The sequence below is a fragment of the Paenibacillus solisilvae genome, from assembly GCF_042656405.1.
Lineage (GTDB): Bacteria > Bacillota > Bacilli > Paenibacillales > Paenibacillaceae > Paenibacillus_Z > Paenibacillus_Z solisilvae.
In genome coordinates this window covers 24111-47484 of the sequence record NZ_JBHSOW010000095.1, presented here as the reverse complement: position 1 = coordinate 47484, position 23374 = coordinate 24111, and the positions used below count along the sequence as shown (strand labels likewise).

Sequence of the window (23374 nt, the reverse complement as noted above, 5' to 3'; positions counted from 1 at the left end):
CCCCTTATCAAGCAGCTAGATTGTATAACGAATCACCAAGGCTCCATGCTCGTTAACAGATGAATCCAGCCCTTCACAAGCGGTCAACTGTTGTACGGCTGGAGCCTTTTGCATTTCAATGGAGCTATGTAATCCGGCAAGCCGATTAACGATTCAAAAGAGGTGAGGACGATGAAAGGTAACGTTCAATTGCATCTATGCTTCGATGGAGCCGGGCGTGAAATCGAGGTTCTCGATGTGAAACGAATGAGTAAGGATACGGTTAAAATCATGGAGAATCCAATTTTCTCAGATGTCGTTTCCTATGGGGATATTATAAGAGTAAGAGAAGACAAGGACATCTATTACTACCAGGAAATGGTGCGAAAATCGGATTTGGTGCGGCATTCCTGGCTGCTGAGCAAGGAAGCTACGGAATCTCAGGAAATAGAAGAGTTTAAGAATCAGATCATTAAAATGAATGGCAATTGGGAGCAGGTATTCGGCGGTTTCTTAATCGTCAATATCCCGGCAGACCGAAAAATCGGTCTCGATGATTCTATCCGAAGCATTATTGAGAAGCTCGGCAATGATATGTAGTTGAGACGGAGGATGAATGGTGGCGTATTCCGCGGTTGTGCTGGATTTGGACGGAACCTTGCTTACCAGTGAAAAGCAGGTATCGGACAGAAGTAAGCGCGTTATTCTTCGGCTGCATCAGCAGGGGATGCAGATCATCTTTGCAACCGCCCGTCCGCCGAGGGCAGTTAAACAGTTCTTGCCTCAAGAACTGCTTGAGGCAGGTTTGTTCGTCTACTATAACGGAGCTCTAACCATTTGTAAGCAATATGGAATTGAAAGTCATGAGTCTATGGCAGCCTCCGATTGTGCGGAGCTCATAGATTTCTGCCTGCTGCATAACCCGGACGTGGAGCTGGGAGTAGAGGTAAGAGACGAGTGGTTCAGTCTGAAGGAAATCGATTATACGGTCCGCATGAATGTTAAAGGCAATCCTGTTGTCCGAACATTAGATGAATTACGGCGTTGTGAAGCAACCAAAGTGCTGCTGACCGGAGCTGTTCCCTATGAAGAGCTGCATCGGAATTTCGGTTCGAAATTCAATATCTTACATACGGATCGAGGCGAGCTGATTCAAATTTCCTCGTTAAAAGCTTCAAAGGAAGCAGCGGTTTCCAATCTGTGCGGCCTGCTGGATATTTCTATGGATGACGTGATCGCCTTTGGAGATGACATTAATGATTATGGTCTCTTCCAGCAGTGCGGCTGGCCGGTTGCGATGGAGAACGCGATTGATGAATTAAAGGCCATAGCCAGGGAGGTAACCGCGTCGAATGATAAGGACGGGGTTGCCCTTATTTTGGAGCGGTATCTGCTGGAGCAGGTCCCGGTTAATGAAGAATGAGGTTGGTGTCCAGCCCAATTGATAATAGACAGGAGTTGGCCGAAATTGATTAAAGCGGTTGTTTTTGATTTTGACGGTCTGATTATAGATACGGAAACACCTTGCTATCATGCCTTTAATAAGATCTATCGAGAATACGGTGCGGAGCTTCCATTGCCGCTCTACGCGCAGTGCGTTGGGACTTCCTTCGATCAGTTCAACCCCTATACGTATCTGTCTGAAGTGGCCGGCGAGACGATCGAGCACAGCTTAATTAAAGATAGGTTCAAGCTCTATCATGCGGAAATGCTCATAGAAACTGGACTCCGTCCCGGTGTTATGCAGTACTTAGAAGCGGCTAAGCAATTGAATTTGAAAATCGGGCTGGCATCAAGCTCGCCTATAGCTTGGATTGAGCCCTACTTATCGAAATTTAATCTGAGGCCATACTTTGACAGCCTGGCTACGGCTGATGATGTTAGCCTTGTGAAGCCCGATCCGGAGCTGTATCTGTTGTCTTTACAGCGGCTTGGGGTTCATGCCGAAGAGGCTATTTCCTTCGAGGATTCACTGAATGGGTTTCATGCAGCGAGAACGGCTGGCCTGCACTGTGTTGTTGTGCCGAATGAGCTTACGAAGCTTTTTGATTTTAGCGGGTATGATCTCCTGCTCGGATCTATGGAAGATATGGCGTTAACTGAAGTGATTGCCGGCCTTCGGATAAATAGGTGTGGAGGGAGGGCAATTCTTTGAAAATCGGAATCATTGGCGACTATAATCCGGAATCACCGACCCATCAGGCAACGACTATGGCTCTAGCTCATTCCGCGGCAAAAGCAAACCTGGCTGTAGAAACGGAGTGGCTGCCGACAGCCTCTATTGCGGGAAAATCGGATGAATGGCTGAATAGCTATCATGGTTTATGGATCGCGCCGGGTGTTCCTGATTCCGTGGATGGCGTACTTCATGCCATTACTTTTGCCCGCGAGCATGACGTCCCTTTACTCGGAACCTGCGCAGGGTTTCAGTTCATCATTATGGAGTTTGCAAGAAACGTGCTCGGTATGACCGATGTCCATCATGAGGAGTATAATTCGGGGGCCAATCATTTCCTAATAAGCAAGCTAAGCTGCTCCTTAGCCGGACAAGAGGGACAAGTTCTCATCAAGCAGCAGTCCGCCGTACACCGGATTTATCAAAGCGAGCAAACCATTGAGGCGTTCAGGTGCAGCTATGGGCTGGATGCTTCCTATGCAGCACGGCTGAACGAGGCAGGGCTGTGCATCGTCGGTTCGGACCTTTTCGGTGAACCCAGAATTGTTGAATTGCCTTCGCACCGCTTCTTTATCGGTACTCTTTATGTTCCCCAGCTTCACTCTGCATGTGATCAGCCTCATTGTTTAGTCGATTCTTTCATGCTTCATGCGGCGACAAGGCAGGTGGGATGGGCGTATGTTCCGGACAATATGTCTGACGGTTCGGTTTATAGTTGAGCTTGTCATTTTCTTCGCATTTGCCTATTGGGGATTTAACTTAGATTATGGGCTGATTATTAACATCCTTGCAGGGATAGGGCTGCCTCTAGCCGGGACGAGAATTTGGGGAAGATACATCTCTCCGAAGGCTCCCGTAAAGCTACCGGGCCCAATAACAGAATAAAAGCTGCTCCGTTAGGGGCAGCTTTATGCGCCGGTTTAAACAAGCGGCTGTTGAATTAAAGTGGCAAAATTAAACTGATGCCTATGTTCATCATTCAAAGTGGTAGATCCGGTTACGAAATGGACATGTTTGCCGTTGCCAACGGGTATTGCCGGACCGGTTCTTATTTTTTTGAGATTATGAAAATGATCCAGGAAGTCAGTATGAGTAAAAACGATTTCATGAACATGGGTTCTTCCTGTACGGATTACTTGACTGGTAACGCCGGCAAAACGGTGATTATGTCGATCATTACCTTGTTCAGCTAATTTCGTGCTGCCCTCAAATTCATGCACATGTGTCTGCATTCTTTTTAGCTTGCATTTTTTTGATAGTTTTCTGCTCATTGAAGAATCACTCCTCCTGAGTTAATTGCACAAGGTATAGTATTGAAGCTTGAAGGCGGGTGTGTTAGGCAAGTAACAAGGAGAGCCATTTATACCGGAAATGCATCAAGGCGGTGAGTTTATCGAGCCGGGAGTTAAGCCCGGTCAAGGTTGATTAGGCGAGGTGCGCTGCTGCGCATTATTAGAAGTTCACTGTGTTACTTACATCATCTCCAAAAGGGAGTGTTACGGATGAATCGATTTGTGACGAGACAAGCGGCTATTCAGGACCTGGACCATCTCGCTGAGCTGTTTGACCAATACCGGATATTCTACGGTCAGGTATCTGACAAGGAAGCGGTAAGGGAATTTGTATGGAGCAGGTTCGAGCACAATGAATCCATTTTCTTCCTTACCATCCACAGCCAGACGGGGGAAGCGGCTGGATTCTCACAGATGTATCCTTCCTTCTCCTCGGTGTCGATGCAGCGCATATGGATCTTGAATGATTTGTTCGTTGATGAGCGGTTCCGGGGTAATCAGGTTGGGGGGCAGCTGCTCGATGCAGCGAAGGAGTATGCCATCTTAACGAGGGCCAAACGAATTGAACTGGCCACCGCGCATACCAATATTTCGGCCCAAGGCCTGTATGAGAAGAAAGGCTATGTCGTAAGCGCGGCATTCCTGAATTATTCATTGAACCTGTAGACAGTACGAGAAACGGCTCTAGTGACGAGCCGCTAATTCATCCTTTTCCAGACTCGAAACGCACCGTAAACGATTAATAGAAATAATGCATAAACACCCAGCATGAGGATCAAGGACCGTGTATCCGAGAATATATTCCGACCGATAAAAGCAAACACGAACATCGCCGGCAATTTGCCGATTGCGGACGCTAAGGCATAGACGGGAAACCGGATCCCCGTTACCGCGGCATAACAGTTCACGACATACTGCGGCATAACCGGCATAAGGCGTGCGGCAAGTACAAATCGGAAGGGATGCTTCTCAACCAGACTGGTCCATCGGTCCAAGGTCGAATAACGGGCTAATAAAGCGCGTCCCTGTGCGCGAAAGGCATAGCGGAATAATCCATACATAATCATCCCAGCCACCCATGCAGCCATCCAGCTGAGCAGGGCCCCCATAACAGGACCATACAAGAAACCCATAAGCCCGATAACGACACTGAAGGGGACGATGGGGAAGAATGCGAGCGCGGTGACGATGATGAAAGCCAGATACACAGGGGCATGTCCATGCTTCATCCAGTCCAAGAGGACATCTTTATACACCCATGCCGCAGCAATAGCAGCTGCATAAAGCAGAAGTACGATCCAGCGTTTCATGGTTCCTCCAAGGTATCGCAAGGTTTGTGTTGCCTATCCGTTCTACAATAACAGAAAACACGAAACGAGAGAAATCATGAAGCAAGCTGACCGGTCCTTCTCCATTTTCCGCCAATGACAGCGCCTTCAAGAAGCTTTATTAATTCTTTATCATTTTGTTACTTTTTTGAGATTTTATTGCGCTTCATATGGGGTATAGTAGAAGTATAAGTCGGATGTTCAGAGGCGAAATGAAGAGACCGGACTCAGCCCAAGGAGATGGATATCATGAAACGAAGAGCGATAGGTGTTTCGGTTGCTATAATTGGATTGCTAGCTTTTATATCGACGGCTTATGCGGGCAGTAACGGCTATGAACCGGTAGTCAAGGCTCCAGATACGATAACGGCATTCATTAATGACATAGATCATACCAACGGAAAAGTTACATTGCAGGCCGATGATATCGAGTGGTATGAGGGCAAAGAAGCGGATAAAATGTTCTTGGAGCGGGAGCCGGACTCCGGACTTGACGGTTCTCCGGATGGCTACTATATCATCAATGATGATAAGCGGGTGAAGACGTTAGAAGTCGATCCTCATGCTGTTGTTGTGATGCAAATCTATGATCATACCGGCAATATCTATGATATTACGACTGAATGGGATCAAGCGATTCCGCTTGCCAAATTCGAAGCGATCTACGATAAGAAGGATGTGCTCGATGTCAGCGAGTACCCGTACCATCTGACGATTAAGGACGGCAAAGTCGTTAAGATCGTGCAGCAGTACATACCCTAATCATTTAAAAATTCCTTCACAGAGAAGTCTCGTAATGAGGCTTCTTTTTTATGTTTTAACTGTGTACCCGCTGAAAATAAATCTTATCTGCGAACAATTATTGATATATCCGGATAAAAATCAGTATTATTCTTAGGAGGCAGTAAAGAATGAAAATGAAATTGGCTCTATTATCAACTGTAGTTGCAATCAGCATGATGGCCAGCACAGCATATGCGGCGCAGGGCGGGAACAATAACGGCAAAGAAAAGCCGGATCATGCGATTGCTCAATCCGTCCACGGGAATAACGATAAAGTAAAGGTAACCGATTCCGTGTATAAGGATGAAACGGTAACCGATTCCGTATATAAGGGACATAACGGAGCAGGCGGCTTGCTCAACGCCTATGATAATGTGAAAGACAAGCCTGCTGGCGAAAGAATTGCCGCACTGCTCAAAACGAAGTATAACATCGATGTGAATGCGGATTCGGATCTGAAAGCACTGGTCGATTCGTTGGCAAAGAAAGGCAACATTAAAGCGGCTGCGGATGTACAAGCAGAGATTACGCAAGATGATGCAGCGAATGTTGAACAATATAAAAAATTAGGTCATCTTAAATCAAAGCTGGGGCAAAAAGGCATCAAAACCTATGTAAATGGAAAAGAGACCAAATTTGATGTGCCCCCGGTTGTAAAAGAAGGACGTACGCTGGTTCCTTTCCGTGGCATCGCCGAATCCTTGAAAGCGGTAGTCGTATGGGACGCAAAGACCAAAACGGTCACCGTTAAACGTGACGGGCTGGAAGTAAAGTTTGTCTTGGGCAGCAAGATCGCTTACGTTAATGGGAAAGCCATTTCTCTGGATGTTCCAGGGCAGGTTAAAAACAACCGCGTGCTCGTACCGATGCGTTTCCTCGGGGAAGGACTTAAATCCAAGGTTGTATGGGAATCGGAAACAACCAGCATTATCATTATTAACGTAACCAAATAAGCTGAATAAGGATACAAGACCGCTGGAGTGATGATCTCCAGCGGTTTTCTTATGCGCCAAAAGATAAATATCGTTAATGATCGCCTGGGGCGGAGCCGTTCGCTTCTTTATCCGAACAGCCGAAGGTTTTCCGCCTGAGCTGAGGGGCTGACGGTTCCCCTTCTCCACAAGTATAATGGATTCTTATACGCTGCAGTCTCATCAAATTTAAGGACAGCTCCAAATATAGCTCAGCGGGACAGCATACGTTTATTTTTGAAAGGCATGCCGTTTATTTTTAACCCCATGAAACATTTTCCCATGTTCCGGCGTGTTAAGGGTGAAGGAGGGGGGCAATTGGAAATCGGGACGATGGGCAAAAATGATTACATTGCGGTATTGGTGGACAAATATGCAGATATGGTTCTGCGATTGGCGCTGGCTTACCTCGGGAGCCTGGCGGATGCGCAGGATGTCTCCCAAGAGGTATACATGAAGCTTTTCAAGCATGATCGTGCCTTTAACGATACCGGGCATGAGAAGGCCTGGATCATCCGCGTAACGATTAATGCCTGTAAAGATGTGATCCGAAGTCCATGGAGAAGGTGGTTCTCGCCGATAGAGGAGGCGCTGCTGCCCATTCAGCATACGCAGAGCAGGGAAGTCGTTTCCCTGGTTCTGGAACTCCCCCGGAAATACCGGCTGGTTATTCACCTCTATTACTATGAAGGCTACAAAACAGCCGAGATTGCCGAGCTTCTGGGACACAAAGAAGGTACGGTCCGGACGCAGCTGAAGCGGGCAAGGGAGCTCCTGAAGGAGAAGATAACGGGAGGCTTGGAGGATGACGATGAGAGATAAGTACGCAAACGGGATGAACGAAATCAAGATGGACGATGAGCGGAAGCAAGCCATTCTTAACCGGATTAACCCAGGGCATACTGAACCCTCAGCAGGTGCAGCCTGGTCAATTCGCGGTAAAATCGTTATGGCTGCTGCGGCTTGCATACTGCTATTCCTGTTTGTCCTTGGAGGACCGAATATTCTTCACCTTGGGAATCAGGCCGGCAGCACGGACACAACTTTGTTCAGAGGTTTTGTCATTACGGCTTATGCGGCAGACGGTGCTCCGCAAACGGTCAAACCCGATGTGGAATTTCCTCTGGGACAATATTCGCCTTTGATGAGCAGTGTGCCGGGCTTTCCGATTACCATCTCCGCTAAGGATGCAGACGAGATTCGACTGCATACTTCAGAGGGGGAGCTGTTGCGATGGAGTCCGCAGGATTCCAAGGTGCGGCCTCAGGGTAACGAGGCTTCTCTGCATCCAGGCGATACGATCTATTGGTCCCCTTTGGCCAAGAAAGGCCAGTCGCCATTGAGAACGAAGAGCATAATTGAGATAACCGCCTATAAGGATGACGCGCTGCTGGGCAGCAGTACGATTGAGATTCAGTCGGATGACCGTTTCACTTATAGAGGGAAGCTGACTAACGATTGAGGACAAGTTCCTCTATCCCACTTTGCACAGTGGCTTATTCTCGCTGAGCATGCGACCCTTGTCCGATCGGTGAATAACGCAATCAACCCATACGTGAACGATACGTCTTCGGCGCAGCCAAGACGTATTTTTTGAATAGACGGGAGAAGTAGAAGACATCTTTATAGCCCAATAGATCAGCGATTTCCTTCACGCTTTTGTCCGTATTGAGCAGCAGCTTCTTCGCCTCGGCCATCTTCAGCCGGTGGACATATTCGCCAAGCGGGTAGCCCGAATAGTCGTGGACGATGCGCCGCAGCGTTGGAATCGAGATATGGTGCCGCATTGCGACGGCTTCACTATCGAGGGGCTGATAGACGGAACTTACCAGATCATCGATCAGCTTATGCACGAACAGACTGCGGTTGCTGCTCTCCTGCTGGCCTAGTCGCAGCGACATATCGAACAGCAACGATTCCAGTGCAAGAGCAGCACGATCGAGATTGGCCGGAATGCCGCTCTCTATGAGCTGGAAGATCAGTTCCATTTTGGTGACAAGGGTATCATCCACTCCGACCTTCTTCACAAGCTCCGGCTGCTCGAACCAATGCGCCATCCACTCCTGAATGCGCTCCCCCTCAAGGGTAAAATAATACTCATCCCAATAACCGTCCGAATCAGGGCCATATTGGAAAATTTCACCCGGAAATAAGCAGAATAACGATCCGGCCTCTACGACTTGACGGCCCGCGCTTGTCTCATAGTAACCGCGGCCCGCGCCAATATACACAAACGCCCATCGTTCAAAGCGGGCATTGGCCCGCTGCATCGTTCTGCCCGGCAAATGCCCGGCATTTGTGATCGTGAGTGATTTCAGGCGAAGCTTGCTCCGATCAACCATGCAGTCGAAGAGGCGTATGGGTAATGGACTGATCATATAATCCATGATTGTTGGCATACCGTGCATTCTCCGTTCCGCAGAGCTGTGGTAATGTTACGTTAGAATTAGTTTAGGCAAGAGAGCTAGTTCTTCGTCAGTCTAATCATAACGTTCATGTTTATTCTCAGTATAGCCCTATTCGAAGCCCTTAGGAAGGATGAATAAGCCAAATGACAACTGCACAAACCAAGCTGAATATCGGAGTAATTGGAAATGGATCGATCTCCAGCGCACATTTGGATGCCTATGCCGATTGCGCGGAAGCGGTATTGATCGCCGTATGCGATCTGAATGAAACACGTGCTCAGGAGGCAGCGGCCAAATATGGTGCGGCCAAGGTGTACACGAATTATCACGAGCTGTTAGCAGATCCGGAGATTGATGCGGTCAGCATATGCACGTGGAATAACACTCATGCGGAGATCAGCATCGCTGCTCTTCAAGCAGGCAAGCATGTTCTCTGTGAGAAGCCGCTTTGCCGGACGGTTGAGGAGGCTCTGCGCGTAGAGGCTGCTGTGCGCGAATCGGGCAAAGTGCTTCAGGTCGGATTCGTCCGCCGTTATGCTTCCAATACAGCGCTGGTCAAGCGATTCCTCGATGCCGGCGATCTCGGTGAAATCTATTATGCCAAAGCTACCTGCCTGCGCAGATTGGGCAATCCCGGCGGCTGGTTCTCGGATTCCGGGCGCTCCGGCGGCGGACCGCTTATTGATCTCGGCGTACATATCATCGACGTGTGCTGGTACCTGATGGGCAAACCGAAGGTGAAATCCGTCAGCGGCAATACGTACCGTAAGCTCGGCAATCGTGCGCATATCCAGAACTTATCCTTCTACAAAGCGGCGGATTATAATGCGGAGCTCAATGATGTGGAGGATCTGGCCAACGCGCTTATCCGGTTCGAGAACGGAGCTTCGCTGCTTGTAGATGTCAGCTTCACGCTTCATGCCAAGAAGGATGAGTTATCGGTTAAACTATATGGGGACAAGGGCGGCGCAGAGCTCGAGCCTGAACTCGCCATCATGACGGAGCAGCAGAATACCATAGTGAACATCAGCCCGCAGGTCGATAATCTAAGCTTTAATTTCAAAGAGGCCTTCTCCCAGGAAATTAATCATTTTGTGCAAAGCGGTCTGGGCCGTGCGCAAACGTTAAGTCCGGTAGAGGATGGTCTTGAGATCACGAAGATTCTCTGTGCCATCTACGAGTCGGCAGCTTCAGGCAAGGAAATTCAATTCTCAGAGTGAGAGGATGATGATGAGCACCATGCTGCAAGTAACGAATAAAATCGGTGTTATCGTGGACAGCTTCGGTATCGGCGTGCGTGAAGGCCTGCACAAAGCAAAGGAAGTCGGTGCAGAGGGTGTGCAAATCTATGCCGTTTCCGGTGAAATGGATCCTCAGCGGCTGAACGCGCAGGCAAGGCGCGAGCTTCGCAGCTACATTGACGGATTAGGCCTTGAGATATCCGCCTTATGCGGCGATCTTGGCGGTCACGGCTTTCAGGACCGCACTGTCAATCCGGACAAAATCGAACAATCCAAGCGGATTCTCGATCTTGCAGTCGAGCTCGGAACGAATATTGTTACGACGCACATCGGCATTGTGCCGGATGATCGGAACGGCGCGATCTATGAAGCGATGCAGCAGGCCTGCGAGGAGCTGGGCCAGTATGCGAAGAGCTTGAATGCTTATTTTGCCATTGAGACAGGGCCGGAGCCGGCAGCTCACTTGAAGAGCTTCCTCGATACGCTCAGCACGAACGGCGTTTCCGTTAACTTTGATCCCGCGAATATGGTCATGGTTACAGGCGATGATCCGGCTCAAGGCGTATTGACGCTCAAAGATTATATCGTGCATACCCATGTGAAGGATGGACGCAGATTACGTGCAGTTGATCCTAGACAGGTCTATGGCTTCCTTGGTTATGAGAAAATGAGCCACGAGCAAATAGCCGTTATGGCGTCATCCGGAGCGGACTTCGAGGAAGTGCCGCTGGGTGACGGGCAGGTCGACTTCGAGGCTTATTTTACGGCATTAAACACCATTGGCTACAAAGGCTATTTGACCATTGAGCGTGAGGTTGGCGCACAGCCGGAGCTTGATATTAAGCGTGCCGTAGAGTTTATTAAGAACTACCGTTAGGTGAGGTTGCGATTACAGGTTATAGAATGACGAAGAAGCGATCCAGCCGGCAGTTCATCCGGTTAATGATCGCTTCTTTTTTGCAGCTTATGTGATTTTTCTTACCGGATCGTGAACTGGCACGGGCAGCTCAATTGTAATCGTGGTTCCACTCCCCGCTATGCTGTCGATGCGGAGCTCCGCTTGCCCTCCGAATAAATGCTCTAACCGCTGCTTGTTGTTAGGCAGCCCGATATGCCGGAGTCCCGGGCTCTTCCTGCTTTCGCTGGACTCCCAGACGGCTGCAAGCTGCTCCTCCTCAATCCCTACACCGTTATCCTCGATCGTAATGGTAAGTCTTCCTTCCCGCACTGCAGCGGAAAGACGGATAACGCCCTGCTCGTCCTTGGGGCAAATGCCGTGAAAAATGGCATTTTCAACAAAAGGCTGGATCAGGTTGCGCGGGATTAGACAAGTCAGCGCGGCTTCCTCAATCTCCCAGACAACCGTAAACATATCCGCATATCGATAGGATTGAATGGCCAGGTAATCCCTTAATATGGCGATGTCATCTTGAAGCGGAATCATCGATTGCGCCCCGCCCATCTTGACCGCATCCTGCAGAATCCGAATAAAGGAGCCGACCATCCTCACGATATCTTCATTTCCTTGTTTCTGCGCCATGTAGATAACGGCATTAAGGGTGTTGTAGACGAAATGCGGATTTAATTGAGAGAGCAGCAGCTCAAGCTCCATCTCCTTCTTTTCTTTCTCATAACGGATCGATTCCTCCAGATGCACGCGAAGCTGGTCGATCATCCGGTTGAAGCCCTGCCCGAGCTTCTCCAGCTCATCTCCCGAGCGGATTGTGACGGATGTCTGCAGGTTGCCAGTCGAAGCGGCATTCATAGCATGATACAGCTTCATGATCGGCCCGGTGATGCGGAATATGGCCGGCATCATAAGCAGAAGAATCAATATGGTGCTCGTGAGCGAGAAGACGCCGAGCAGATAAATAACGACTTTGGCCCGGTCGATCATCGAATGCCGTGATGTGAACGATACGAGCTTCCAGCCGTTTTCCTCCAACCGATCGATCAGCATGTAACCGCCCTTGATGGCATGGAAACCTTCAAGATTAGGCGCTGAAGCGGCTTTTTCAAGGCCTGCAGTGTTCAAGGTATTCGGTTTAGGCTTCTTCTCGTACAGCAGATGATTGGCGCCGTTCATCCACAGGAAGCCGTCGAAATCAGCACCCCCGAATCCGAGCAGCGTTTCAAAGTTGCTGTAATCGAGATTTAGAATCAGCTCTCCGATCTCACTGCCGATCTTCTGAATATCCCTCACCTTGACGATATAGCTGATGGTCTTGCTTTCGGTTAAGGCATTGAAGAACATCTGATGGGGCTCGGTAAAACCATTGCTTTGGCCTGAATTATCATAATTCCGGTACCAGGGTTCCTGCATACGGTCTGCAAAATAGCTGTCATACCGCGCTTCGCTCCAGAATGCTTCGCCGCTTCGCGTAACCAGGGCATAGCTGGTGACTTCCTTGCGGAGCCCCTTGTTGTCATTTAAATAATTGAACGTATCCTGAAGCAAAGCGAATTTATCGAATGTTTCCGAGTGGTTATAAGTTTTGAAGAACGATTGAAGCTGATCGGAGATAATGAGAGACGACGCGAACTGGGAGATATCATCGGACATGTATTGGAGCTGCCTGGCCGTTTGTCCGAGCTTCGATTCATCGTCGTGAACCATCTGACCGACAAGAATGGTCCGGTAGTAATAATAGGTGAACGCTGCGGATAACAGAAAACTGATGACGGCAACAATAATGATACGCTGCAGAATAACGGAACGCAGGCTTCTCATGACTTGTAATCTTCACTTCTATATTGATGAGGAAGCGTGCCTGTCATCTTCTTGAATACCTGGCTGAAATGCTGCGGCGAGCGGTACCCGACGCTCGTAGCGACCTCGGTCATCTTGGCATCTCCATGGCGCAGGATCCGTTTGGCTTGATGGATCCGGTGTTCCGTCAAATAATCGAGGAACGTTCGTCCAAGCTCCCGTTTGAACAGCTGATGGAGATAAGACGCGCTGATCTCCGTCGCGTATGAGACCGCATCGATATTAATATCCTCGCGGTAATGTTCATGCATATAGCGAAGAGCATTCATCAGCTTAGCCGAGATTCGCTTCGAGTCGTTCGGGTTGGCGCAGAGCTCCCTGAGCAGATAAGTGAACCGCTCCCGAATGTCATGGATTCCGAAGAGAGGCTTATAATCCCCGATTTCGAAAGGATCGGTTTCGAGCATCCCTCTCTGAACACGGCGCTCATTCATGAGCGCTGTCAGTCCCCTGACGGCATGGAATAACCCGCGCAGGTTCCACACCGGATGACTAATCTGAGCAATCAGCTTGTTGATAGCGTTTTCAACAAAATCGGCATCGTATTGCTCCAAGCCTTCAACAACTTCATGAAATCGGATCACAGGGGCCGCGTAGGCGGCAGAGTCGTCAGGAAGCGGCAGCTCATCCGCGCAGATTATGGCCTCAGGTCCGCAAAAAACGGCGTGCAGGAGAGCGGCATTGACCTTGCGGTAGGAAACGGAAAGCGCGGCCTTCTCGTCCGCTGCGCATGAATAGTAGATGGAGAAGGTATGGCCGGACTTACGGTTTAGAAGTACTCTGATGGACAGCAGCAGCTCGTACAGCCTTTCCCTCATGGGTGTGGCGGTTTTGCCCTTGAGCGAGAACAGTACGACCATTTGGCCGGGGCCAAGCGGAAACTCACCTGCCGATTGCCAGACTCCGCTGCCTTCCACCAGCTGCTCTTCCTCCCATGTCCACCGCAGAGGCGTTGAGACTTCAGGGATGGCGGTGCCTGAGGGCACAGCTGAGAACGGCGTATCTGCATGAAACAGGGCGACCGCATAAGGGGGGGTGGCCAAGCTGTTCATGAGGCCTGGCCGACCGGTGCCGGCCAGCAGATCCTTGAGCTGCTCGCTCCGCTGCATATGCCGCCGCGCTTCTTCCGCCTCCCATGCCTCCTTGGCCTTATTTACCTCCAGCAGCAGTTTATGGCTGTCCACCTCATGCTTGATCAGGTAACTTGAAACACAGCCCAAAGATATCGCCTTCCGGGCATATTCGAAATCCTGGTAAGCGCTCATTACGATGAATTTCACGCCTAAACGCTTCTCGCATACCGCATGAATCAGCTCCAGGCCATCCATAACGGGCATGCGGATATCGACGATCATGATCTGCGGGCGGATCTCTTCGCACAGCCGCAGGGCGCTCTTCCCGTTTGTCGCGGTCGCTGCAAGGGTAAAGCCAAGCTGCTCCCATGCAAGGAGGCTTTTGATATGCTCGATCGCAATTCGTTCATCGTCGACCACTATGATTTTCATGTCTCCAGACCTCCATGAGAAAAGAATGATAACTCGATTATAACCTATAAAAGAGTCCGGCCAGCAAGCGGAGTGTAGGATTGCAACCAAAAGTGTAGAATCATGATGTTTACGCTTGCATGGATTAGAGGGTAACATTGAAAGCGGATACAATAATGGTGTATAGGGAGGTTCATCGATGTTGGATCAAAATTGGATGAAGCGGACCGGTGCCGCACTCACCGCCGTCATGCTGTTTGGTTTGCTCGCGGCTTGCGGCGGGGGCAATAGCCTGGCCGGTAATGGGGCGAATAACGGAACCGGCAATACAGCGGCCACGAACGCTGACAATTCAGGAGCTGCCAGTGGAGACGGCGGTAATGCTGCACCGGCAACAGATGCGGACTATAAAGGCGAATTCGTGTTATGGACATGGGAACCGGAGCATCCGACCGCGCTTGCGGCCTTCAACAAGAAGTATCCGAATATCAAAGTAAAACGCGTTAATGTGGCGGCGGGGGATGTAACCAAAAAGCTGCAAACGACAATCGCATCAGGCGGGGAGCTGCCGGACGTGATTCGGATTGAAAGTGCCCAGAAGGCCAAAATTTTCGATATGAATGTACTGGAGAATTTGGAAGAGGCGCCTTACAGCGCAGATAAATCACAGCTCTTCGATTATGATATCGACGCCTTCTCTATGGACGGGCATTTAGTTGCAATTCCGGACGATATGAGCATTGCCGGTGCAGCGTATCTCAAGCCGCTGGCGAAGGAATATCTGGGAACGGATGACCCGAAAGAACTGGAAACGATGCTTCCTAACTGGAATGCGTTCATCGAGAAGGGGAAGGAAGTAGTGGAGCACAGCGGGGGCAAAGTCAAAATGTTCCCGGGACTCGGCGATGTCTATTCCATCATCAAAGGTCAGCGCTCCGGGCCATACTTTGATGGCGACAAACTGAATACCCCTGTACTGCAGCAAGTGTTAACGGACCTGGTCAGCTTCCGGGATTCGGGTATCGTGGATAAGCTGGATCAATGGACGCCGGCATGGAATGCAACGTTCGCCCAGTCCAAGTATATGTTTGCGATGTCGCCGGTATGGATGCCGCAGTATGTAATTGGAGCGAATGACAAGGCGGAGGGCCGCTGGGGACTGATGGTCCCGCCAAACGGAGGTTTTATTTCCGGCGGCTCCTCGCACGGGATTCCGAAGGGCGCGAAGAATGCCGAGCTTGCCTGGAAATGGATTCAATTTACCTCTATGACGCCGGAGGGAGCGGTGGCGCAGAAGCAGGACGGCGTGTTCACACATTACAAAGCGGCGTACGAAGATAAAGCATTCACCAAGTGGACGTGGCCGAGCTTCGGCACGCAGGATATTGGCGAAAAGTACTTTGTCGATATCTCTGCAACGACCAAGACCGTAACCGAGAACGTAAACGATCTGCTGCTTAACGATGTCATTAACATTGTGCTTCAAACGTTTGCCAAAGACAGCTCGTTCGGCGTCGAGCAGGCCATGGACAAAATCAAGAAAGAGCTCAAAGCAAAAGCACCGAACATTACGTTTGAATAAACGAAGAGGGAAGACCGAAGAACGGCTGTACGTACCGGCTGTTCTTTGGCTTCTGTAAGGAGTGTGAGCGATGGATACCGCTAGACGAAAATGGGTTCCGTATTTCTTTCTTTCCCCTTATCTGTTGTTTTATTTGGTACTGGGCCTGATCCCGATTATCTTCTCGTTCTATGTCAGTCTGACAAGCTGGGACGGCATCGGCGGCAAAACCTTCGTCGGACTGGCCAACTATAAATTTCTGTTTAATCCCGACTCTTATTTCTTCCAGTCTGTCGGCAACACGCTGTTCTTTATTGTGCTCACGCTGCCGCTGCAGATTATTTTCGGCCTTGCGATCGCTTCGCTGCTGTACAGCAAGTTTGTGAAATGGAAGGCATTCTTCCAATTAATCAACTTCCTGCCGTATATCGTTACGCCGGTCGCAGTTGGGCTGATGTTTAATCTGCTGTTCGACTGGCAGGCAGGCTTTGTCAACAAGGTGCTGATTCATTTCGGATGGATCGACGAAGGCATCTATTGGCTCGGCGATCCGGTGTACGCCCGCATGGTTATCGTCCTGATGCTGTTCTGGAAAGGGTTCGGGTATACGATGATCTTCTTCCTGGCGGGCCTTGCCAACATCCCGAAGGATTTGAACGAAGCTGCCCAGGTGGACGGAGCATCCGGGCTGCGGAACTTCTGGTCCATCACGCTGCCGCTGCTGAAGCCGGTGATGACATTTATCGTAATTACGGGAATTATCGGCGGCTTTCAATTATTGGAGGAGCCGATGCTGCTGCTTGGCGGTTCCGGAATGGGTTCCAGCGTAGCTGTAATCGGCGGGCCGGAGCGGTGCTGCCTGACAACGGTTTGGAATATGTATGACACCGCATATGGCAGCACGACAAGGTATGGACTCGGAGCTGCTATTGCATACGGGCTTTGCATCATTATCGCCATATTCTCGTTTATCGGGGTTAGGCTGCAAAGGGGGGATCAGGAATGAGCAGCGCCGCAAGGACCACGATCGCCACGTCAGCCATTGCCCTGCTTTCCGTATTCGCCCTGCTGCCCTTCTATATCATGATCGTGATGGGGACGTATCAGAATGAGGATTTATTTCAGAAAATCGTCCTTGTTCCCGGCAGCTACCTCATGGAAAATTTCAAAACGGTAGCGCAAAGCCGGTTTGATCTGGTGTATTTGAACAGCCTGATCGTATCCATAGCCAGTACGCTGCTGTCGGTGTTCGTCAGCGCGTTTGCCGGATTTGCATTTGCCAAGCATGAGTTTAAGTACAAGAACAAGATCTTCGGGGCTGTGCTGCTTACGATGATGATTCCAGGCCAGCTGGGATTGGTCGCGTATGTTATTGAAATGCGGTATTTGGGTGTTTCCGGGACGCTGCTCCCGCTTATCATGCCTTGGGTGGCCAATGCGTTCGGCGTCTTTTGGATGACGCAGTTCATGAAAGGCGCGATTCCGACCGAGGTGCTCGAAAGCGCGAGAATAGACGGCTGCTCGGATGTCGGCGTGTTTTTCCGAATCGTGCTGGCGTTTGTTTATCCTGCGATTACGACACTGTCGCTGCTTGTGTTTCTGTGGTCATGGAACAACTACTTGCTTCCGCTTATTATTATCAACAAGCCGGAACTGTTCACGATTCCGCTTGGCATTACATCGCTTGGCAATGCGTACCGCACGGACTTGGCCGCGCAAATTCTCGGGCTCACCCTTGGGACGATCCCGGTGCTGATCTTGTTTGCCTTCGGCTCCAAGAGCTTCATCCGCGGATTGACGGCAGGCTCTGTCAAAGGGTAGCGTACGAATGCGCCGGGAAAATAAATCTCGAATCACAGAGGTATTTCAATTCACTGTTCTTGGATCAAGGGAGGCTGCCGCCAGGCAGCCTTCTTTAATGTGCGGTAAGGAAATTTACTAGCTTTTGAAGACTATACTGGAATTCGTACAGTTAAAAGAGTGCCATCCGCTTGAGGATGCCTCTATACTGCAATCCATACAGTTAAATCGCCCCAAATGAGCCTTTTTGAGCTCAATTCAGCATTTTTAACTGGAAAATTCCAGTATAGATATGCATGCCGCCCCGTAATACGCCACCATCGACATGCAGCAAGCCACATGCAACCAGCCACACGCAACAAGCCACATGCAACCAAGCCACATGCAGCAAGCCACACGCAAAAAGCCACATGCCACCAAGCCACACGCAACCAGCCACATGCAACAAGCCACATGCAACCAGCCACATGCAACCAAGCCACATGCAAAAAGCCACATGCAAAAAGCCACATGCAACCAAGCCACATGCAGCAAGCCACATGCAACCAGCCACACGCAACAAGCCACATGCAACAAGCCACACGCAACCAGCCACACGCAACCAGCCACATGCAACAAGCCACTTGCAGCGAACCACACCTGTTTATTGAATTAATAAACTTTGATTTTAATAAGCTCGGAACACGGTTTGAACTGCCGTTCTTTATCCTTCAAGGAGATAACGATATCATAACGTCAACTGCCGCGGCGAAGCGTATTTCGACCATATTGAGGCTCCTCGGAATTTGTGCTGATTAAGAAAGCGGGCTATCTTGCTTGTTTTGCACGGACCGAGCAGTTTCTCGAGGAACTGCTCAAGCGGGTTCGTCCGCTAGCGGCCGCTTCAAGCAGTTAGTCCTATAGGCAAACATAACTCATCAATTACGTGCTAAAATAAAGGCAGCATTCTCAAAGAGTGGAGATAGATCTATCTTGTCACCACTAAATAAACAACAGCTGGATCAAATCCGAGACGAACGCAGAGAACAGATTAAGCAAGCGGCGCTCAAATTATTTGCCCGTCAAGGAATTGCTGGAACGAAGACGAGCATGATCGCCGCGGAAGCAGGCATCAGCGAAGGCCTTATCTACCGCCATTTCAAATCCAAAGACGAACTTTTCACTGCACTTGTCCAAGAATTGATGGAAGAAGCAGCCAGAGAGATCGAGTATATTCACCATTTGCCTGGAACGCCCTTCGAACAGATTAAAGCTTTGACTCAAAACATGCTTGATGAGAATAATCAGCATACTTTCATGCTGATTCAGCAGGCGCGCAAGGCGGATAAAGTTCCCGAGCAGGTTGCACAGATCCTTGCGCAGCATTCCGCTCACGTTCTTATCGATAAGCTGCTTCCAATCATTGTTAAAGGGCAGCAGGCAGGCGAGTTCTCGGCAGGCGATCCCCGGGAGCTGCTGTCTTGGTTCTTTGCTGTCATTAGCAGTCTTATCATGCAGGAGCAGGGAAATGAAGAGTACGGAATGCCTGACGTGGATGTCTTAATGCGGATGCTGTCAAAGTAACTAAGTTGTGAGTCGAACAAAGTACGAATAGGCACTCTTAGCTTAGCGGGGAGCCTTTTAGTGCTTCTGTACGGGCAGGCTGGGATGGAAATCTGCATCATTGTGGCCGCGGGCTGCGCCGCCCATTCAACTCCTGCCCTTGCAGAGGAGAGTCTAAACTGGATTTCATACAGGATAGAGAGCGATATTTACTCTAAGAGGCAGCTATACTGCATTTCATACAGCTACTTCGACCCCTGCGATGCTTTTTTGCGTTAGTTGTGACAATTGAAGTGGAAATATCCAGTATAGGTGCCCATCTGGATGGGAAAAACCTGAAATAACTGTAGTTATCCAGTATAGATGCCTGGAGCAGGCAGGAAACGGGAGGGATCGGCCCTGGACTAACATCGCATTTGGGTAAGTTCGGTTGGCTAAAGGATTACTATGAATATAGAATTCATACTAATGGAGGATTTCTTGATGCAGGGTATTGAGTTATGCCGTCGATTCTATGTTGAAATCATTGAGCCTTTGATGAAGAATAACTTCCCGTCCGCGGCCTATTCCGCTGCTCTTCTGGGCCCCGGTAGTGAAGTGCTCGGCTATGATACGGAGATGTCGAGAGATCATGATTGGGGACCTCGCGTATATCTTTTTCTGCAAGAACCTGATTGGGGGTTATCAAGGGAAATTCGGGAATTGCTTGTGAGGCAGGTTCCGGAGCACTTTTACGGTTTTCCCGTCGATACCCGCATGACAGTCATCACAACGGTGCCAAGATTTATTAAGAGCTGTCTGTCTGTTGATATCAACAAACCCTTAGAGCCAGTGGATTGGCTGACCTTCCCTTCGCAGACTCTCCTTGAGATAACGGGCGGAGAAGTACATCATGGCCTCTATTTGGCAGCGCATCGGTCAGGAAGAACATTTGATGCTCCGCGCGGGGTTTATCGGTGACGAGCTTGGCTCGGCGGTTATCGCTTCACGGATTGTCCGGGATATCATGAACCTGTGTTTCTTGATGGAGCGTCAATATGCCCCTTATCCCAAATGGTTCGGCACTGCATTTAAGCGGTTGAAAGGCTCGGAGCAAATAGATCCTTATCTGTGGACGGCTCAAACGGCGGCTGCGTGGAGAGAACGCGAGCAAGCATTGAATCATGCTTATAGATATTTATCGCAAATACATAATGGGCTTGGGATCACAGCGAACATCCCGGATGACGTTTCTTTCTTTTTCGACCGTCCCTTTAAAGTCATGAACGGCGGCGGGATTGCTGAGCTCATCGCGAACCGGATTGCGGATACAAACCTTCAGCAGCTATCCCGCAAGCGGTTGATCGGCAGTATCGACCAGATCACGGACAACACGGATTTCAGAAATATGAGCAGGTGGAATGAGGAAGACGGGGACCGTACAAGACAGAAACTGAGGGAGCTGTTCTAGCCCAGTTTGCCTGATGTAACCTCAAAGGATCGGATAGAGAAGGTGCTTGCGCATGCAGGTTCCTTTTTTTGTTAGATAAAGGAAGGGAAGCGGCAACAAAAACCTCCCATTCCCGTCTTTAATTCTATAAAGGGGGAATGTCTGGAATGAAACGATTTATCCCAATAGCAGCTGTACTTCTATTGCTAATGACCGGTTGTGCTGCGGAAACCGGTTCGAAAGAAAGCGCTGGTGCGGAGCAATCCATTCCTAGCATCACGGAGCAGCCAAACTCTATGCCAGAAGAAATGCCGGATCAATTCGATTTTCTGGTCCGTTTCGGTTATGGAGAGGTTACGAAGAATGAAGTGAATACCTATGAGGATACGGTCACAAAGGATTTGGTCGTGAAAGGCACAGCAACGGCCGACATCACATTAACCATGGATGAGATGCGCAGCATCTATAAGAAGATGAGAGAAATCAACATTATGGCAGACAAAGAGCTCGTGCCAGCACCTAAGGTTGATGTTTGTCATGTCACACCTTACTCCGTCGACAGCTGGAAAATTACAATAAATGATGAGACGAAGACGTTTACCTGGTCCGGTGAGAATTGTGAACCGACCGATGATGCAAAGGATTTGTTGGAGCTGCGGACGTACATCCAGCATCTGGTTGCAGGTAAAGAGGCTTACAAGGCTTTGCCTGAACCAGAAGGCGGCTATGATTAAGAAGAATCGCCGGGCACCTAAGTTTGATAAAAAAAAGACACTCAATCGAACAATTGACGTGGTAAAATTCTGAAATATAAAGGAGGGCTGCTTGGTGGCTGCTGATATCAAGGCCAAACAAAACTCAGATGCATATAAACCTAGTGTCATCCCGAAATCCTTGAAAGTAGTTCAAAGTTATGGCGAGGAGAAAACATTTAACGAGCCTAAAGAAAGAAATGAGCACGAGGATACCATTGACAAAGGACGGGATGGCATGAGCAAGCAAGCGGTAACAGCCAATATATTAGGGGCATCCATTGTATTGCTGGTTTCAGACATTAAGGCAGCCTCAGACTTCTATAAAGGTCTGGGATTTAAATATGAGGAAATTGGCGGGCCCGAGGTTGCCCATGTACATGTCTCAAGAGATAACATGACGTTTATACTGCATCCTGCAAAGGTAAAACGGGATGTTAGACCTGCCTCTTCAGTAGAAGGCGGGCTGTACTTTGACGTATTTGCATACACTGACGCTGTAGATCTACTGCTTGAAGAATGCCGTGCCCAAGGCGTGGAAATAGTAAATGGCCCTAATTATTCGGAGCATTGGAACGAATTTACGATGAGGGATGCAGACGGGTATCGCATTGCTTTTGGCGGTGGAGTGAGCAAGAAATAGGACGCAGCCGATGCGGTGACTATTCAATTAACGCCGGAGGAGGCAAAGGTTTGAAGAGTGTGACAATGAACCGACGAATAGACAGTGTACATGTACATGTTCAACAAATGATTATGTCATCGACAGTGCGAGCCGGAGGCAGGATGCGGCTGTTCAGCTCTATGGGGTATCCGCCTTTGCTTCAATGCTCGCAATGAGGCGGGGACATAATCAGGAGCTGGCGGAGATCGCAGGACTGCTTCATCATTATTATTACTTCAAAACCGGTATCAAAGACTTCCCTGGGGTCAACAGCGCGGAGGCCGTACGGCCTTGGATAAGAGATATGAAGATTTTTACGAAAGAGGAGCAGTTTATCCTCCAGCAGGTGATCTTCTACCTTGAAGAGAGAAGCAGAAGCCATGGCCCATATGATGAGATCGTGAAGGATGCTTATGTACTGCAGCGCTATTTTCATAATACGAGCCGCACCGTTTCACAGCAGGATACACTAAGACTTCGCAATTTGCTTCGTGAACTGGGAATTCCGGGAGAGATTGCGGAAGAAGAAGATCCTGGCCGTGATAGAGAGGAGCTTCTCTCCCATGCAGAAAGGCGCAGTAAACTAGCTGATATTGCCGAGGCACTCGCGGGAGATTCCATTATTGGAGTGCCGGGAGATGAGCGGTACCGGGAAATCTGCCAATATTGGCCTGATCCGGATATTTATAAAGTACTGCAGAACAGTTGGTGCGCAGCCTTCGTATATCACTGCTGCAGGCAAGCCGGATTGCGTATGCCGATCCGATACCCGAACGGAATCTGCCGGTTTGCAGGTGTAGGGGCTTGGCTGGAGTGGGCGCAGCTGCCCGAAACCGGATTCTTTTATGCCGATAATCAGGATGGATTTACCCCGCAGCGAGGTGACATCGTGATCTACGAGAAATTGCTGTCCGATGATGCCCATGATCATATCGGGATCGTTCTGGCATGCGACGAACAAGAAATAGTGGTGGCAGAGGGCAACCGGGATAACCAGAATTACTCCTGCGTTTTTCGCAGGGACAGGGGGCACTGTATACTCGGTTATATCCGAATTGCCGATGACTATCAATTTCAGTTCAACGGCAGCTTTAATCCGATTCTTTAAGGGTGTTAACGAAGACTAAGCGCTTTAATAACGCCTTAGTCTTCACCATCTTACAACGTCTGAATACAAAAGTGTAAGGAGTTGGT

Annotated in this window: 26 protein-coding genes; 21 read left to right on the top strand and 5 right to left on the bottom strand. The window is 49.5% G+C overall.

From position 1 onward, the window contains the following. Positions 1–171 precede the first annotated feature (171 nt). From ACFPYJ_RS25115 to ACFPYJ_RS25095, 5 genes are read left to right on the top strand one after another with little or no spacing between them, the layout of a single operon-like run. Positions 172–579: a DUF4265 domain-containing protein gene (locus tag ACFPYJ_RS25115; protein WP_379190970.1), complete on the top strand. Its 408-nt coding sequence runs from the start codon at positions 172–174 to the stop codon at positions 577–579. 19 nt (positions 580–598) lie between these two features. Then, positions 599–1402, top strand: coding sequence for a Cof-type HAD-IIB family hydrolase (locus ACFPYJ_RS25110; protein WP_379190969.1), 804 nt, complete (start codon positions 599–601; stop codon positions 1400–1402). Positions 1403–1447: 45 nt separating this feature from the next. Then, the gene (locus tag ACFPYJ_RS25105) at positions 1448–2134 is read left to right on the top strand and encodes an HAD family hydrolase (protein WP_379190968.1); all 687 of its coding nucleotides are present in this window, start codon (positions 1448–1450) and stop codon (positions 2132–2134) included. Then, a complete protein-coding gene (locus ACFPYJ_RS25100) occupies positions 2131–2874 on the top strand; it encodes a CTP synthase C-terminal region-related (seleno)protein (RefSeq protein ID WP_379190967.1) in 744 nt (247 codons plus the stop codon). Before ACFPYJ_RS25105 ends, ACFPYJ_RS25100 begins: the two co-directional genes overlap by 4 nt. Then, positions 2804–3040 carry a YrdB family protein gene (locus ACFPYJ_RS25095; RefSeq protein ID WP_379190966.1) on the top strand — a complete coding sequence of 79 codons (237 nt, stop codon included), beginning with the start codon at positions 2804–2806 and terminating at the stop codon, positions 3038–3040. Before ACFPYJ_RS25100 ends, ACFPYJ_RS25095 begins: the two co-directional genes overlap by 71 nt. Before the next feature lie 35 nt (positions 3041–3075). On the opposite strand, the gene ACFPYJ_RS25090 is transcribed toward ACFPYJ_RS25095, so the two are convergent. Next, positions 3076–3426 carry a YmaF family protein gene (locus tag ACFPYJ_RS25090; protein WP_379190965.1) on the bottom strand — a complete coding sequence of 117 codons (351 nt, stop codon included), beginning with the start codon at positions 3424–3426 and terminating at the stop codon, positions 3076–3078. Between the two features lie 231 nt (positions 3427–3657). Here ACFPYJ_RS25090 and ACFPYJ_RS25085 point away from each other — a divergent pair, with 231 nt between their 5' ends. Continuing rightward, positions 3658–4113, top strand: a complete 456-nt coding sequence (locus ACFPYJ_RS25085) for a GNAT family N-acetyltransferase (protein WP_379190964.1) — start codon at positions 3658–3660, stop codon at positions 4111–4113. Positions 4114–4145: 32 nt separating this feature from the next. Here the strand turns inward: ACFPYJ_RS25085 and ACFPYJ_RS25080 are convergent, their stop codons facing one another. After that, positions 4146–4757 carry a TVP38/TMEM64 family protein gene (locus tag ACFPYJ_RS25080; RefSeq protein WP_379190963.1) on the bottom strand — a complete coding sequence of 204 codons (612 nt, stop codon included), beginning with the start codon at positions 4755–4757 and terminating at the stop codon, positions 4146–4148. Between the two features lie 267 nt (positions 4758–5024). Between ACFPYJ_RS25080 and ACFPYJ_RS25075 the strand changes: the two genes are divergently transcribed. From ACFPYJ_RS25075 to ACFPYJ_RS25060, 4 genes are all read left to right on the top strand, one after another. Next, positions 5025–5537 (top strand): hypothetical protein, encoded by a 513-nt coding sequence (locus ACFPYJ_RS25075; protein WP_379190962.1) that lies wholly within the window; start codon positions 5025–5027, stop codon positions 5535–5537. Between the two features lie 149 nt (positions 5538–5686). Beyond that, the gene (locus ACFPYJ_RS25070) at positions 5687–6511 is read left to right on the top strand and encodes a copper amine oxidase N-terminal domain-containing protein (protein WP_379190961.1); all 825 of its coding nucleotides are present in this window, start codon (positions 5687–5689) and stop codon (positions 6509–6511) included. 336 nt (positions 6512–6847) lie between these two features. Beyond that, positions 6848–7351, top strand: coding sequence for an RNA polymerase sigma factor (locus ACFPYJ_RS25065; protein ID WP_379190960.1), 504 nt, complete (start codon positions 6848–6850; stop codon positions 7349–7351). Next, positions 7335–7991, top strand: a complete 657-nt coding sequence (locus ACFPYJ_RS25060) for a hypothetical protein (RefSeq protein WP_379190959.1) — start codon at positions 7335–7337, stop codon at positions 7989–7991. The genes ACFPYJ_RS25065 and ACFPYJ_RS25060 overlap by 17 nt, the downstream gene beginning before the upstream one ends. Before the next feature lie 82 nt (positions 7992–8073). Here ACFPYJ_RS25060 and ACFPYJ_RS25055 read toward each other — a convergent pair whose 3' ends face one another. Then, on the bottom strand, positions 8074–8928 hold the full coding sequence (locus ACFPYJ_RS25055) for a helix-turn-helix transcriptional regulator (protein WP_379190957.1): 855 nt from the start codon (positions 8926–8928) through the stop codon (positions 8074–8076). A gap of 152 nt (positions 8929–9080) precedes the next feature. On the opposite strand from ACFPYJ_RS25055, the gene ACFPYJ_RS25050 reads away from it, so the two are divergent. Then, positions 9081–10157: a Gfo/Idh/MocA family protein gene (locus ACFPYJ_RS25050; RefSeq protein WP_379190956.1), complete on the top strand. Its 1077-nt coding sequence runs from the start codon at positions 9081–9083 to the stop codon at positions 10155–10157. Positions 10158–10167: 10 nt separating this feature from the next. Then, positions 10168–11055 (top strand): sugar phosphate isomerase/epimerase family protein, encoded by an 888-nt coding sequence (locus tag ACFPYJ_RS25045; RefSeq protein WP_379190955.1) that lies wholly within the window; start codon positions 10168–10170, stop codon positions 11053–11055. A gap of 87 nt (positions 11056–11142) precedes the next feature. On the opposite strand, the gene ACFPYJ_RS25040 is transcribed toward ACFPYJ_RS25045, so the two are convergent. Then, positions 11143–12909, bottom strand: coding sequence for a sensor histidine kinase (locus tag ACFPYJ_RS25040; protein WP_379190954.1), 1767 nt, complete (start codon positions 12907–12909; stop codon positions 11143–11145). Beyond that, positions 12906–14453 (bottom strand): helix-turn-helix domain-containing protein, encoded by a 1548-nt coding sequence (locus ACFPYJ_RS25035; protein WP_379190953.1) that lies wholly within the window; start codon positions 14451–14453, stop codon positions 12906–12908. The genes ACFPYJ_RS25040 and ACFPYJ_RS25035 overlap by 4 nt, the downstream gene beginning before the upstream one ends. Positions 14454–14631: 178 nt before the next feature. On the opposite strand from ACFPYJ_RS25035, the gene ACFPYJ_RS25030 reads away from it, so the two are divergent. The 9 genes from ACFPYJ_RS25030 (at position 14632) to ACFPYJ_RS24990 (ending at position 23288) form a co-directional block, all read left to right on the top strand. Further along, on the top strand, positions 14632–16014 hold the full coding sequence (locus tag ACFPYJ_RS25030; RefSeq protein WP_379190952.1) for an ABC transporter substrate-binding protein: 1383 nt from the start codon (positions 14632–14634) through the stop codon (positions 16012–16014). A 70-nt stretch (positions 16015–16084) separates the two neighbouring features. Beyond that, complete coding sequence (locus ACFPYJ_RS25025; RefSeq protein WP_379190951.1) at positions 16085–16999, top strand: carbohydrate ABC transporter permease; 915 nt, start codon at positions 16085–16087, stop codon at positions 16997–16999. Continuing rightward, on the top strand, positions 16996–17814 hold the full coding sequence (locus ACFPYJ_RS25020; RefSeq protein WP_379190950.1) for a carbohydrate ABC transporter permease: 819 nt from the start codon (positions 16996–16998) through the stop codon (positions 17812–17814). The genes ACFPYJ_RS25025 and ACFPYJ_RS25020 overlap by 4 nt, the downstream gene beginning before the upstream one ends. Before the next feature lie 951 nt (positions 17815–18765). Next, positions 18766–19356 carry a TetR/AcrR family transcriptional regulator gene (locus ACFPYJ_RS25015; RefSeq protein WP_379190949.1) on the top strand — a complete coding sequence of 197 codons (591 nt, stop codon included), beginning with the start codon at positions 18766–18768 and terminating at the stop codon, positions 19354–19356. A gap of 462 nt (positions 19357–19818) precedes the next feature. Then, entirely contained in the window at positions 19819–20295 is a 477-nt protein-coding gene (locus tag ACFPYJ_RS25010) for a hypothetical protein (protein WP_379190948.1), read from the top strand. Next, on the top strand, positions 20228–20785 hold the full coding sequence (locus ACFPYJ_RS25005; RefSeq protein WP_379190947.1) for a DUF4037 domain-containing protein: 558 nt from the start codon (positions 20228–20230) through the stop codon (positions 20783–20785). The genes ACFPYJ_RS25010 and ACFPYJ_RS25005 overlap by 68 nt, the downstream gene beginning before the upstream one ends. A 146-nt stretch (positions 20786–20931) precedes the next feature. Beyond that, entirely contained in the window at positions 20932–21498 is a 567-nt protein-coding gene (locus ACFPYJ_RS25000) for a hypothetical protein (RefSeq protein ID WP_379190946.1), read from the top strand. Between the two features lie 94 nt (positions 21499–21592). Continuing rightward, the gene (locus ACFPYJ_RS24995) at positions 21593–22159 is read left to right on the top strand and encodes a VOC family protein (RefSeq protein WP_379190945.1); all 567 of its coding nucleotides are present in this window, start codon (positions 21593–21595) and stop codon (positions 22157–22159) included. Positions 22160–22352: 193 nt separating this feature from the next. Next, on the top strand, positions 22353–23288 hold the full coding sequence (locus ACFPYJ_RS24990; protein ID WP_379190944.1) for a CHAP domain-containing protein: 936 nt from the start codon (positions 22353–22355) through the stop codon (positions 23286–23288). Positions 23289–23374: the final 86 nt, after the last annotated feature.

Coding starts and splice junctions, on each gene's coding strand:
- ACFPYJ_RS25115 (WP_379190970.1), top strand. CDS start 172: ATGAAAGGTAACGTTCAATTGCATCTATGCTTCGATGGAGCCGGGCGT.
- ACFPYJ_RS25095 (WP_379190966.1), top strand. CDS start 2,804: ATGCGGCGACAAGGCAGGTGGGATGGGCGTATGTTCCGGACAATATGT.
- ACFPYJ_RS25090 (WP_379190965.1), bottom strand. CDS start 3,426: ATGAGCAGAAAACTATCAAAAAAATGCAAGCTAAAAAGAATGCAGACA.
- ACFPYJ_RS25085 (WP_379190964.1), top strand. CDS start 3,658: ATGAATCGATTTGTGACGAGACAAGCGGCTATTCAGGACCTGGACCAT.
- ACFPYJ_RS25080 (WP_379190963.1), bottom strand. CDS start 4,757: ATGAAACGCTGGATCGTACTTCTGCTTTATGCAGCTGCTATTGCTGCG.
- ACFPYJ_RS25075 (WP_379190962.1), top strand. CDS start 5,025: ATGAAACGAAGAGCGATAGGTGTTTCGGTTGCTATAATTGGATTGCTA.
- ACFPYJ_RS25070 (WP_379190961.1), top strand. CDS start 5,687: ATGAAAATGAAATTGGCTCTATTATCAACTGTAGTTGCAATCAGCATG.
- ACFPYJ_RS25060 (WP_379190959.1), top strand. CDS start 7,335: ATGACGATGAGAGATAAGTACGCAAACGGGATGAACGAAATCAAGATG.
- ACFPYJ_RS25055 (WP_379190957.1), bottom strand. CDS start 8,928: ATGCCAACAATCATGGATTATATGATCAGTCCATTACCCATACGCCTC.
- ACFPYJ_RS25050 (WP_379190956.1), top strand. CDS start 9,081: ATGACAACTGCACAAACCAAGCTGAATATCGGAGTAATTGGAAATGGA.
- ACFPYJ_RS25045 (WP_379190955.1), top strand. CDS start 10,168: ATGAGCACCATGCTGCAAGTAACGAATAAAATCGGTGTTATCGTGGAC.
- ACFPYJ_RS25040 (WP_379190954.1), bottom strand. CDS start 12,909: ATGAGAAGCCTGCGTTCCGTTATTCTGCAGCGTATCATTATTGTTGCC.
- ACFPYJ_RS25035 (WP_379190953.1), bottom strand. CDS start 14,453: ATGAAAATCATAGTGGTCGACGATGAACGAATTGCGATCGAGCATATC.
- ACFPYJ_RS25030 (WP_379190952.1), top strand. CDS start 14,632: ATGTTGGATCAAAATTGGATGAAGCGGACCGGTGCCGCACTCACCGCC.
- ACFPYJ_RS25025 (WP_379190951.1), top strand. CDS start 16,085: ATGGATACCGCTAGACGAAAATGGGTTCCGTATTTCTTTCTTTCCCCT.
- ACFPYJ_RS25020 (WP_379190950.1), top strand. CDS start 16,996: ATGAGCAGCGCCGCAAGGACCACGATCGCCACGTCAGCCATTGCCCTG.
- ACFPYJ_RS25010 (WP_379190948.1), top strand. CDS start 19,819: ATGCAGGGTATTGAGTTATGCCGTCGATTCTATGTTGAAATCATTGAG.
- ACFPYJ_RS25005 (WP_379190947.1), top strand. CDS start 20,228: ATGGCCTCTATTTGGCAGCGCATCGGTCAGGAAGAACATTTGATGCTC.
- ACFPYJ_RS25000 (WP_379190946.1), top strand. CDS start 20,932: ATGAAACGATTTATCCCAATAGCAGCTGTACTTCTATTGCTAATGACC.
- ACFPYJ_RS24990 (WP_379190944.1), top strand. CDS start 22,353: ATGAGGCGGGGACATAATCAGGAGCTGGCGGAGATCGCAGGACTGCTT.